General features: G+C 52.7%; 13 protein-coding genes and 2 pseudogenes. 9 read left to right on the top strand and 6 right to left on the bottom strand.

Annotated elements, in window-relative coordinates; translation table 11 throughout:
* The coding region (locus IGR76_07960; protein MBF2078442.1) for a transposase at nucleotides 1-187 on the bottom strand (187 nt) is incomplete at its 3' end.
* 706 nt (nucleotides 188-893) lie between these two features.
* On the opposite strand from IGR76_07960, the gene IGR76_07955 reads away from it, so the two are divergent.
* From IGR76_07955 to IGR76_07915, 9 genes and pseudogenes are all read left to right on the top strand, one after another.
* The gene (locus tag IGR76_07955; GenBank protein ID MBF2078441.1) at nucleotides 894-1268 is read left to right on the top strand and encodes a hypothetical protein; all 375 of its coding nucleotides are present in this window, start codon (nucleotides 894-896) and stop codon (nucleotides 1266-1268) included.
* Between the two features lie 75 nt (nucleotides 1269-1343).
* Nucleotides 1344-1847, top strand: a complete 504-nt coding sequence (locus tag IGR76_07950; GenBank protein ID MBF2078440.1) for a hypothetical protein — start codon at nucleotides 1344-1346, stop codon at nucleotides 1845-1847.
* Between the two features lie 358 nt (nucleotides 1848-2205).
* A complete protein-coding gene (locus IGR76_07945) occupies nucleotides 2206-2631 on the top strand; it encodes a hypothetical protein (GenBank protein MBF2078439.1) in 426 nt (141 codons plus the stop codon).
* On the top strand, nucleotides 2628-3818 hold the full coding sequence (locus tag IGR76_07940) for a hypothetical protein (protein MBF2078438.1): 1191 nt from the start codon (nucleotides 2628-2630) through the stop codon (nucleotides 3816-3818). Before IGR76_07945 ends, IGR76_07940 begins: the two co-directional genes overlap by 4 nt.
* A 122-nt stretch (nucleotides 3819-3940) precedes the next feature.
* Nucleotides 3941-4873, top strand: coding sequence for a DMT family transporter (locus IGR76_07935; protein MBF2078437.1), 933 nt, complete (start codon nucleotides 3941-3943; stop codon nucleotides 4871-4873).
* Between the two features lie 232 nt (nucleotides 4874-5105).
* Entirely contained in the window at nucleotides 5106-5840 is a 735-nt protein-coding gene (locus IGR76_07930; GenBank protein ID MBF2078436.1) for a hypothetical protein, read from the top strand.
* On the top strand, nucleotides 5837-6538 hold the full coding sequence (locus tag IGR76_07925) for a hypothetical protein (GenBank protein MBF2078435.1): 702 nt from the start codon (nucleotides 5837-5839) through the stop codon (nucleotides 6536-6538). The genes IGR76_07930 and IGR76_07925 overlap by 4 nt, the downstream gene beginning before the upstream one ends.
* A 139-nt stretch (nucleotides 6539-6677) precedes the next feature.
* On the top strand, nucleotides 6678-6902 hold the full coding sequence (locus tag IGR76_07920) for an addiction module protein (protein MBF2078434.1): 225 nt from the start codon (nucleotides 6678-6680) through the stop codon (nucleotides 6900-6902).
* Nucleotides 6899-7195 (top strand): annotated as a pseudogene (locus tag IGR76_07915) (type II toxin-antitoxin system RelE/ParE family toxin). The gene IGR76_07920 and the pseudogene IGR76_07915 overlap by 4 nt, the downstream one beginning before the upstream one ends.
* A gap of 29 nt (nucleotides 7196-7224) precedes the next feature.
* Here IGR76_07915 and IGR76_07910 read toward each other — a convergent pair.
* The 5 genes and pseudogenes from IGR76_07910 to IGR76_07890 form a co-directional block, all read right to left on the bottom strand.
* The gene (locus tag IGR76_07910; protein ID MBF2078433.1) at nucleotides 7225-8898 is read right to left on the bottom strand and encodes an MBL fold metallo-hydrolase; all 1674 of its coding nucleotides are present in this window, start codon (nucleotides 8896-8898) and stop codon (nucleotides 7225-7227) included.
* 34 nt (nucleotides 8899-8932) lie between these two features.
* Complete coding sequence (locus IGR76_07905) at nucleotides 8933-9097, bottom strand: hypothetical protein (protein MBF2078432.1); 165 nt, start codon at nucleotides 9095-9097, stop codon at nucleotides 8933-8935.
* Between the two features lie 400 nt (nucleotides 9098-9497).
* Nucleotides 9498-9819: pseudogene (locus IGR76_07900) on the bottom strand (Uma2 family endonuclease).
* Between the two features lie 155 nt (nucleotides 9820-9974).
* Nucleotides 9975-10406 carry a photosystem II complex extrinsic protein PsbU gene (gene psbU, locus IGR76_07895; GenBank protein ID MBF2078431.1) on the bottom strand — a complete coding sequence of 144 codons (432 nt, stop codon included), beginning with the start codon at nucleotides 10404-10406 and terminating at the stop codon, nucleotides 9975-9977.
* 285 nt (nucleotides 10407-10691) lie between these two features.
* Nucleotides 10692-12035, bottom strand: a complete 1344-nt coding sequence (locus IGR76_07890; GenBank protein ID MBF2078430.1) for an FAD-dependent oxidoreductase — start codon at nucleotides 12033-12035, stop codon at nucleotides 10692-10694.
* Between the last annotated feature and the right edge of the window lie 66 nt (nucleotides 12036-12101).

Genomic DNA, 12101 nt, shown 5'->3' with positions numbered 1-12101 from the left:
CTTTGACGGTCGCCATTGTTTGAATCGCAAGGTCACTATAAAGAACTGACGCGCCGGGTTTGCCGCTCAACTCCTCGACCACCCACTGCCCCAGCACAGATTCTTCGATCCAGAAGGTGAGGCTTCCCCTAGCCTTCAATCCAGCGTTATACTCTGACCAGTTGCGGATGCGGTATTGAGGTTTCATGGCAGGTTTTATATGTGATAACTGAAATTTACCATGCCTCTCCTGCCCGCAACCCCTCTTTCATGCAACAACGCCTTTTCTTGGTAAAGCTTAAGAGACCACTCCATCGACCATTGATGGCGTTCCAACGGAAGAAACGTTAACCTTCCTGGGTAAGCGCTATAACCGCAAGCAGTACAACGTTCCTCACTGCATGGAGCAGCCCAGAACACTGAGATTCCTGGGACGCGAATATACTCGATAATCGCACTAGAATATTCCTTTTCGACAATTAGTAACTCTATTATTCTTCGCTTATATAGAAGCCTGAGGTACAACACCCCAGGCTTTTTTATATTTGCAGGACATGAATCGGCCTGACACATCCCTCGCCATCCCGATTTCCGAAATGACCATTCCATGATCCAACGCTGGAATCACCCACAGCCCAAGACATCTCTAACTCAAAACTCAACCCTATCAGCAGGCGATCGCCCCTGCCCTTGGGCATCTCAGAAAATTTCTTCCTAAAACAACCCCAAATATAGTACTTGTGTACCATTTATTGTGATACACTTGTACTAATTTATGGTACAGCCCTACTGTAAGCATCCGATCGCGCGATCGCGTTTTGAGCCAAAGCCGCATCCAGTCAGGGCTACTGTGTGGTGTCATCTCATTCCTACGATTCTCGTTGTGAATTTCCCCTAGCCGGAGATGCTCTGTTATGCCCCATTCCCTTCTCTCTCCACCCTCAGAACATGCGTCTGAATCTATCCCATTTGTAGACGACGGTTGGGATAGGCCGCGATCGCCTGCACATCTTCCACCCATCTCCCCCAAACCCAATCTAGATCTGCCAAGGGCGATCGCAGAAGGATTGCGGTGGCTAGCCGGGGCAACTCTTTTACGGATGGTGGTAGAGGCCACGTTTCTCCAATCTCCCCTTTGGTCCCTCAGTGGACTCATGGGTTTAGCACTATTGCTTGCCCCTGCAGCGATGGGTTTAGCCCTATCCCACTACTATCCCTCGATGCGAATGGTGGTGGCTTATCGATTGATGTTCGTCATGATTGGTCTACTGCTTGGAGGCAGAGTATGAATATTCTATTGCTCGGAGGCATCTGGTTTTGTATTGCTGTATCGTGCCTGTGGTTTGCCGCAGATGGAGGACAAAATGACAACTAATCCCTCACCGTGGGAGCGGCGACGCTCCATGCCTGCCACTCGTTCTGCAACGATCGCGTCTTCTCCCTCGCTCCCGCAGCGACATCCCCAAAAATCATCCAATTCGGGATCATCACCCCCGACCCAGTATCGTCCGATGGTGATGGTGTTGGGGGGAATGGCGGCGGCCTTAACCCTGATGGTGCAATGGCCGAGTCGTCCATCGTCCCAGGCAACGCCCCCCAATCTGCCCTGTCAACAAATCGTGCAACCCCAGTCGGCTCTGTCGCGGGAAGCGCTGCTAGAACTTTTGGCGGTGCCGGAACGAGAATCCATGCAAACGGTGCGCGATATCGTCCACGAACCGTACTGCACCCTACCCCCCTTAGAGATTCGGGCAGGGGTCGCATCCCAGCGGGAAGTGTTTCCGTTGGCGTTTGATCCACAAACCTGGCTGGTGGTGCTGTATGAGGATAACGAGTATGCCGGGTATGCATTTCAAGTAAATCGCTAGTCGTTAATACCAGTTTTGAGGCTTGAGGGTTCAGGGTTGAGTTGGAAATGCGTTATACCATCAGCAATTCCAGTCTTGGCTCTGTAACTGTCATTTCAAAAATTGGTCTGAGTCAATAGATCGATGTTGAGCAGGCGGATAGGGGATGCCGCCACTGGTTCTGATGGCATTGAATTTGGGATAGATTCCAATGATGGCTGGGCATGGTTTAGGCATAGGGCGTTCGGCAATCGAGGTAGAACCACTTTTGAAATCCTTGCGTAACAGGGTGTTCAAGATGCGTATCGCGATCGCTTTAGGTATTCATCAATCGACTTATCACTCTCTAGGTTGGCTGGGGCGAGGATTAGTTTTGGCGATTTTCGTTGCAGGCTTAGCATCCTGTGGACGCCAGGATCGCCCACCCTCTCCGCGAGAATTCAAAATTCAACAAAGTTGGCAGTTTCAGCCCGGAACTGAGGTGGCGGGACACCCGATTCGTGGCGGACTGGGCGATATCTCCATAGATATAAACGGCGGAAAGATCTACGCCCCAATGACTGGAGAGGTGCAGCCTCACAACGGAGATTGCGTCATTTTTACGAGTGCTGAATTGCCCGCCTATCTCCTGCGCTTGTGCGGCGTAGACCATCCCAAACTGGGTGCTGTGAACCAGGGGGAAGCGATCGCCACTAGCCATATCCTCAGTTTTGCCGTGTTGCGGAAACAGCCCGATGGCACTTGGGCACTCGTTGAACCTGCTAATCCACTCCTCGAACGTGTTTTAACTCCATCCAGATCATGAAAAAGATATCCACTTTTAATTCTAAAGATCGACTCTCTCCACTAACGCCGCGCCAGGGTACTTGGCTCAACTGGTCGTATGCGGCGATCGCCCTTGGCTCAGCCCTATCCCAACTGACCACGACTCCACCCGTGGCCGCTCAGTCTACGTCGGATACTCCCACTCCCTTTGACACATCTGTAAAGGCCATAGGTGATTCTAAAGCGTTTAACGATATAGGGTCAGACCCGGAGATAAGCGATCAAGATACACCTCAGCGTCAGGCCGTAGAGGTCAGCACAGATTCCTTCTCTACCGATCCAGCCCTATCCCTCAGTCTCTCGCCGCTGAAGGCATCATCGTCCAAAGATTCATCAGAGAAAGACTCTATCTCTAGGGAACCGATAGAGTCGTTTAATGAGTCTATTTCTCCATCTAAAAGTACACCAGATCCGATTGAACAGCCTGCACAGCCAAGTTGGAAGGGCGATCGCACCCCTCAAGAGTCCGACTCTTTCTTGCCTCCGCAAACCGCCCACCAGTTAAATCAACTGTTTGCAGGGGGCACCGACTCCCTTGTTGCCAAAGCTGTAGGTGCCGCCGAGGGAACGCGCACACCGGAAGGCGCAAAGACTTGGGCCTACTACGGGCACACCGATCCGGGCAATGGTGTGTTTAACTTGGGAACGTTTTCCTACCAGCACGGGGCAGCATCGCCAGAAGAGGCCGATCAAAAACAGTTACTTCGCCTCAACGATCAGGCGCGTCAGATTCAGCAAGATGCCGCAAATCGCGGACTGACCCTTGGCATTGAAGAACAATTGAATGCTATTGACCTCGCCAACCAAGCGCCTAAAGCTGCCCTATCCTACGGGGGCTATCTCGATCGGTTGCAGGAGGCATACCAGATGGGATTGCGGGGTAGTGAGGCAATTCTATGGGCACGGGTGCGATCCTACATTGACCCGAATACACAAACCTGGAATGCTCCCGGTTTAGGCAACGATGCCGCCAAGATTGAAGCGGATCAGCGGCGGCGGATGGATGCGATCGCCCGTGCCATCATCGCCTCCCAAGCGTCTACGCCTTTAGATTCCTATTCCTTCAACCCTGCGCCCGAACCCAAGCCCCAACCCGCACCGAGCCCCCCTGCGTTGCAGCTCTCGAATCCCTATCCGTGGTTCCCCAACGCCTTGGGGTTAACGTAAAGCAAGACTCAATCCCAGGGGTGAATGGCAAAACTCGCCCCTCCGCTGTGGCATCGATTACGAATTCACCGGATTTGATATCGGGCTAAAATATGGGCTGCTCCTTGTGTCTCGGTGCGCTTATGGCGATCGCTCGGCCTCCGGTTTGGAAAATTGCCTCTATTCTTGCGGTCGGAACGCTAGCAGCATCGACCTCCGCCATCATTATCCGCTTTGCCTTTGCAGCCGCAGATGTCCAAGGGGCAGGGTTTAGCCTAGTATTGGCGGCCTCGCGGCTCACCGTTGCGAGTTTAATGCTGCTCCCGGCATGGCGGAGCTTTCGGGGAACATCACCCACCCCCCAGGCGATCGGATTTTCCGTTGCGGCAGGACTATTTCTAGCCGTACACTTTGCTACCTGGATTTCATCCCTGTCCTACACCTCCGTGGCAGCCTCCACCAGTCTGGTGACCACGAATCCGATCTGGGTCGCGCTCATATCCTGGATTTGGTTTAAAGAAAAGCCTGCGATCGCCACGCTGGTGGGCATTGGCTTTGCCATTACCGGAAGCTTAGTGATTACCATCGCGGATGCCGGAACCGGAGGGACGGGTATCAATCCACCCTTGGGCAATGCCTTAGCGCTCATCGGTTCCATTGCGGTCAGTATCCACTTCCTGCTGGGTCGGCAAGCGCAACGACTGGGACTGAGCGTCACCAACCACATCGTCGTTACCTACGCGACGGCAGCCCTGGGTTTATTGCCGCTCCCCTTCCTCTTTGGGGCAAGCTATACAAGCTACTCATCAACGGTCTACCTGTGCATTGCGCTAATGGCGATTTTTCCGCAGTTGGTCGGCCATACCAGCTTTAACTGGGCCGTGCGCTGGATTTCACCGACGCTAGTGGCGTTAACGATCCTGGCAGAACCCGTCGGGTCGGGACTACTCGCCTTTATCCTTTTTCAGGAAAATCCGGGCGGACTGGTGATTCTAGGAGGAGTCATTATTTTAATGGGAGTAGCGATCGCCGCCCTAGGAGCAACACAGCAACCTCCATCCTCAGCGGAACTCTAGGTTGCTGATTGGCTTCAAACCGTTGGCGTGACGCATCTGCAACTCAAAACTAAACCCTCAAAACTCAAAACTAGGCCAACGTCCGCAGAGTGAGATCCGTACTGGCGACTGGAGGCGATCGCCCCCAGGACACTGGAACAATTCCAGATTCCCCGCTTAAAATAGGATCACCAGAGCTGGTGCAACCGTTTCGTGTATGGATCGCCGTTATTCAAATCAGGTCAATCATTGTATGAACGTCTTGGATGCGATTACCCTTCAAGCCTTTTCTCTGGCGCGATTGCAGCTTGCACCCGTTTTAACGTCTGATTTGGAAGACAAAATTCACGAGGTGGGCGATCGCGTTGCCCATCATGATCCGCACGTTGCCGATGATGTGCGCGCATTGGTCAGACAACACACCTGCTTACAAGGCTATTACGAATCCGCCTACAACGATCTGCACCGCCATTACCAAACCCAAGAACGGGTGCAGAGCTTTACCCCCAGTACGGCAGACGTATCCGCGCCGGGATGGGAACGGATTGTGGTGGAGATTTTGAAAGCCGATTCGCCGCTGCATACTGTCCGTCATCTGCTCCGCGAACTCAAGGTCCAAACGGGAGCCTTTGCGGCAGGTATGATCGGGGCATTCTTCACGGTGCTGCAAAAAGTATTGGTGGATTTGGATACCCACGCGATCGCAGTCCTCAAGGCGATCTCCGAACGTCCCCTGTCCATGAATGACTTAATCCGGCTGCTGGACGGCTCGGATCTCCACGTTCAGGCGGTGATCCACATGCTCTGGCAGGAACGGTATATCACCCTGCTGAATGGAAGTCTGTTTTCGCGGATTCAACCCTTCTTCTGTCATTCCAAACGACACCAGGAGCTTGATCCCGATGCGGACTTGGCCTTGACTGCGAAGGGGCACTTTATGTTGCATCCGGTCGTGACGACGGGAACCCAAAGTGCTGCCGTGGGATGAGCAAGGTTTTGGAATGGTTACCCTGGGTTTTGATTGCGCTCCTGCCGGGAGTTTTTAATGTCGTTGTGGCCTATAAACAGCTAGACGATCGCTGTCGGGGATTGCCATTCTTTGAGCCGTGGAAAAATGAAGGGTTCTGGCTCTGGCTATTGATGCAGTTTGTGACGCCAGGGATCGCCTTTTGGTTTATCGCCAATCTGATCGCTCAGCCAGAACCCAGTTTTTCCCTAGCCATGTGGGCGATCGCCTTTGGGCTGACCTTTGTGTCAATCTTCAACGCCTACATCGAGACCGGGGTATTCAACTTTGATATCAAGTCCATCTATTCCATTCTGATCGGTCTGGCCTATGCTCTGATTGCAAAGCGCCAAACCCGAAAATCGGCTGATTTTTGGTCGAAGCTCCATCGTGAGTTAAGTACCACTAATGCCACCATTGAGTATGGGCTAGAGTTTTTAGAAAGCTATGCCAGCAGCGATGTGGCCCTAACGATCGAACTTCGGGATACGTACCTTAAACGCCTCGCGGAAACTCAGGCAAAGGCGATCGCCGAACAAGTGAACGATATCCCCGCTCTACTACGAGTCATCATTCGGCGTCAGGATCTTCCCTACGTTCTGGAACAGTTTGGATGTAAACAAACCCTAACCGAGTTCTTTCCTCGCTTTAAGGGGGGAAATGTCCCACCGTCACCATGATTCACTACTAGATGGGTTTGTTGCAGACGAACAAACCGAGACGATTACTGATGTCTCAGTCGTAAATTTCGAAGGCACACAAACGATTGAGGCTATATTTGAGGTATATGCGCTGTCTAGTATCTCCCTCCAGAGTCTTATAGATATCACAGCTACGCTGAATGAAATTACCACGTTGAGCGTTGAGGATAGAATTCTCCTTGTGCAAGCCATTTGGGATAGCATTGCAGCCGAACAGAGTTATCCTGATTTGACCGAGACGCAAAAACATGAACTCGATCGCCGAATTGAGGGCTACGAGAGTGATCCTGATAATATTCTCACCTGGGACGAGATTAAGGCGGCAGTCAGGAAACAGCCATGAAGTATGCACTGGTATTTCGTCCAGACGTTCGTGACGATATCAACGATGCATACAACTGGTACGAACGCCAAAAACCTGGTTTGGGCGATGAATTTATTAACTGTGTGGATGAGATACTCAACCGAGTCTGCCTATTGCCAGAGTCCTATGCAATTGTGTAACGAGATGTTCGACGAGCAGTCCTTAGGCGATTCCCATACGCTGTTTACCATCGAGTGATTTCCAGCCGGGTTGTTATGACAGCCGTTTTCCAGGCTCGGCGTGATCCCAAATTATGGCGATCGCGAACCTAACATCCCCCATGCATTCAACTTTTGCAAGCTTAAGAAGACTGCTCACGGCGATCGCGCGAGGACGACGCACTCAGCGATTCAAACGCCGGACAATAGCCCTCCGGACTGACCCGAAATCCGTACAGCGGCGACGCCTGACTCATGCAGCGCTGCCGTCGGTAATGTTGACAGTTTTCACAGCATTCAACCTCTGGAGAGAGATTAGGTTCCGTGCCCTGGTTGAGCAATTCCCGCTGCGACACCCCCCGCAGCACCAGCTCCTCCCCTTGCCACCGAGCTTCCACAAGCCCCGTGTCGGCAAAGCCCTGCCACCGCGCATCGGACGTGATCGATTCGGGCAAAGTCACCATCACCAGCGTTTCAAATTCGGTGAGTTCGCCTTCGTAGCGGGTATCCGGCGGGGCGGGCTGGAGGAAGGTTTCGCCAATCGGAAGTTCAACAACGGTGTCGGCGGCAGGTGAGTGTAGGTGGTATCGATTCTGCAATTCTTCCAAGCTGGTGAGATCGGACAAGTATTCCGGCATCCCGTGAACAAAGATGACGTGCTGGGGGCGGAGATTGTGGATAAGCTGAGTCGTGCCCGATCCGTCGCAGTGTTCACTCAATAGGTAGGTATCCACCTGGAGTTTGCCGGATTGGATTGCGGCTTGGACAGCGGGCGATAATCGCGTGAGATCGTAGGGCGATCGCCCACCGTCAGGCGTTCGTCGCCACTGTTCGGGCAGGAGCAGCAGCCATTTCTCGGCAGAAGGGGTGAGGTAACGGCAGGCATCGGCGTTTTCATCCATCAAGATCACCGAGGGCTGAGGAAGTTGCATATCTCCCTTGAGAAACTCGTCGGGCAACCGCTTGACGTAGGGGCGAATTCGGTCATCCCAGAATAAAGGCTGATGGCGGGCAAAGTTCTGGACGGTGCTGGGGAAGTGGGGCAGCAATTCCAAATAGGCATCACAGCTTTGGGCGATCGCCTCATCCACCCAAATGGTGAGATCCCGTCCGGTGAAGTGGTGGTGACTACGAAGGAGCATCAAGATTTCCTGTCCCAACCCCATGGCCGGAGTTTGCACAATCACCGACTGGCCATTGGCAATCGCCCGATGGATGCGTTCGGCAAACTGGTTTTCCTGCTGGCGACGGTGGGGATGGCGAGCTGTACCATAACTTCCTTCGAGGATCAGTACATCGGGTTTCAATCCGCGCATGGCATCCAGCGGCAGCCCTTCCACGAGGCGCGAACTGGAGAGGAGAAAGTCGCCTGTGTAGAACAGGGTGTAGTCGCGTTTGGCGGTGTGGTAGGTTAGGAGAACAGCGGCGGCTCCGGGGAGGTGTCCGGCAGGCCAAAGGGTCACGGATAGTCCGCGTTGGATTTCTAGGGGCGATCGCCAGGGTAGCGCTCGGCAAAATAAGGGAACATCTGGTTCTTCGCGCCAGTTCAGGGGTAGGAGTCGTGAGGTGACTTCACTGGCGTAGATGGGCATATCGGGAAAGGCGCGATGCAGGTCAAGAAGCGATCGCGCATGGTCGGGATGGGCATGGCTACAAATCACAAAGTCCGCCGGAGGCTGACCGTCCCCCACGCTTAACAGAGCATCAATATTCGTTAATCCGCAATCGAGTAGCACACGATGGGGACCAAGGCGAATGCGTAAACAAACCCCCTCTTGTCCATGACCAACGCCATAGGGCAAACAATCAAACTCAATCACTGTGATGCGATCCTTTTGGGTCCAAAGTCTCCTAATACGGCTCAGTGGGCGATCGCTCAATGGGGATTGCAGCCCAGAACAGATGTGTTTGCACCTGTAGACGCTTGAGAAGGCTGCCAGCTTCAACGGACTTAGCTACCGCTTTGCGAGCCTTAACGCAGTCAGGGGGAAAGACAGGATTTCCCCGAATCAACATACCCGCATGGGACTTAGTGGGCAGAACCGTTGCCGTGGTAGTTGTCGGTGTCGTAGAAGCCGTTGCGGGTACCGAAGAAGAGGCAAGCCACGATGAAGATGGGGGTCAGCACGGTCAAAATGAGTTTAATATCCATCGTTCATATCCTCACATTTTTTGAAGTTGTTGATCTGAAACGCTGGGCACGGATGTCCGGACAGAGATGGTGATCGCGCCCCAGGTTAAGGTTTCAACTGGATTTCAGTATAAATTGAACCCTTGAAATGTAAAACAAATGCCGGACTGTCTTAATGTTTAGCAGCATTTCTTTAATTTTAGTTGCGGGGAGGGTGAACTGACAGCACAATTCCGTGGGGTTGCTCGATGGTTTCTATCAATGCCAGGGACAACCCAAACTGAATTACTGCATCGTTAACCAGCTAAACATTTGATTCACAGTTAGGGTTAGTTGGATTTCCGGTAGAACCGGGAGGGATTCATCCTCCTGGAACACTACGGGCTGCTGCTAAGGTACATCGGAGTTCGGGGAAGGGGTAGGCAATTTTGGCGTCTTCTGCGACTTGGTTGATGGTGGCGCAGAGTTTTCCTTGTAGGCGACTATGGCGTCCCTTGGGCATCGGTTTTTGGATGATGTCCCCCTTGATGTATTCGCTGGCGGGTTCGGTTTCTGGCAGGAGCAGAAATTCTGGTAAAGAGAGGGGGGGAGATGGTGCGCGAACCATGGGTTGACCCGTAACTTAGCTTAAAGCAAGAGTGGTATCCCTATTCTATCGCCATTCCTACCCATAGCTTAACCGACCTAGGGGCGATCGCCCCTCCCCTCGGAGGGGCACCGAAACGGCATGAACGATGGGTAGAACCCGTTTTGAACACCTACCTACCCCATAAAAGGACTCGTGGATCGGTCGGGCATTCGCATGTCCAGGGGAACCCGAGGAGGAGTTACGGTGAAGTTCTTGAGTTGGGCTTTGAGCAGGGCTTTTTGGCGATCGCTCAAATTCGGAATCTTCAGGACATCTTCAACCTTGTCATAGGGGCCGTTTTGGACAATCAACACGGCGAGATTGGGATAAAATCCCTGGCAGTTGGTGAAGGCTGAAATCTTCGCGTTATTCAGGTCTATTTTTTGATCCAACGCAGGACAGGCCATTTCATCTGTGACCTCAGAGAGCTTCGTTTGGACGGCCAAGAGGGGAATCGTCTGGCGGCCAGTCATTGTGGCTACGGCAGGCTGAGCCCAGCCCAGAAACCCCAAGCTGCAGATCAGGATCAGACTGATCACACTCCACCACCGAATAAGGCGTTTCATACATCAGTTCCTCCAATGACTCGTAGGGATATAGCGGTCTCTGCTTCTGTCAAAGTTGATCCCGAATGTCCTGACTCGTGCCAATGTTCGGCAGGCACCCGTCCTCCGTCAATTATCAATTCCCGTCACGGCTTCGATGGCGATGAGGTGAGCATCGAGATCGGGTTGGGAAGTCGGTATAGGGGAGAAGAGAATAACCCCTAGAGTAGGATATCAGTCGAGGAGAAGTTGGGAGACAAGAAAGACATAAGACTTTAGAAATGGATCTATCGAATCATCGGCTCCCTAACCCGCACTAGCCGCCAGTATTTGTTCAGCCATCTGATCCTCAGCATGAGCCACAAAGGGATAGTTCGCTTGCCCGGTAGAGTAACCCGTCGGATGAAAACTGCTAAAGGTCAGTACTCCACCAGAGAGATTCAAGACCTGAAATCCCTTTTGTACCAAAATTCGATACGCTAAATACCCTCGGAAGCCTACCCGACAATAGACAAAAAGGGGAGTATCTTTCGGAAGCTCAGTATAGCGATCGCGCACCGTGTTCAGCGGCATATTGATGGCTCCAGGAATATGCCATTCGTCGTATTCTTTGGGGGTACGCACATCCACAATGAGTCCATCTTGGGTGTGCTCTGGATAATCTTCGGCGTACCATAGCAAGTGATCGCCTCGCAGGAGATTTGCCCCTAAGAATCCCGCCATGTTGATCGGATCTTTGGCAGAACCAAAGGGTGGAGCGTAGGGCAGTTCTAGATTTTCAAGATCAAAGACGGTTAATCCAGATCGAAGGGCGATCGCAAATAGATCAATCCGCTTATCAACGCCGTCAAAGCCCACCACCTGCGCCCCTAACAGCTTACCGTCATCCGGCTGAAAGAGAACCTTAATGTGCATGGCTGCAGTGCCAGGATAGTAGGTCGCATGCCCAGCAGGATGCAGATAGATCTTGCGATAGGGAATATTGGCTTGCCGGAGCATCTGTTCCGATGCGCCTGTGCCACCCCCCACCATCTCAAAGATTTTGACAATCGCCGTTCCCTGGGTAGACTCGTAGGTGGACGACTTCCCGCAAATATTATCCGCCGCAATGCGCCCTTGACGATTGGCAGGCCCAGCCAGTGCCGCTAAGATGGGCTGTCTAGTGATCGTATGCTCAGTTTCCACCATATCCCCAATGGCGTAGATATCTGGATCAACGGTTCGCATATGGTTATCTATTTTGAGTCCACCTCGCGACCCGACAGGTAATCCCGCCTTTACCGCTAACTCCGTGTTGGGACGTACCCCCACAGCAAGGATCACCAGATCTGCGGTTAAATGGGTGCCATCTGAGAGAGCAACCTGAACTCGTCCATCTACAGCCTCAAATCCTGCGACGGCTGTATCCAGGTGGAGATCGATACCCTGATCGATGAGGTGATACTGTAAATCTCTAGCCATTTCATGATCGATCGTGGCCATAATTTGCCCCAGTCGTTCCACAATATCCACCTGTAATCCCCGATGAATGAGATTCTCTGCCACTTCCACACCGATATAGCCGCCACCAACCACAACGGCGTGGGTCGGGTGGTTTTGCAGCCGAGCGGCGTTGTTGCATGAAAGAGGGGTTGCGGGCAGGAGAGGCATGGTAAATTTCAGTTATCACATATAAAACCTGCCATGAAACCTCAATACCGCATCCGCAACTGGTCA

This window comes from Synechococcales cyanobacterium T60_A2020_003 (assembly GCA_015272205.1).
GTDB lineage: Bacteria > Cyanobacteriota > Cyanobacteriia > RECH01 > RECH01 > JACYMB01.
The sequence above is the reverse complement of the archived record's forward strand: the minus strand, read 5'-3'. Positions and strand labels throughout refer to the sequence as shown.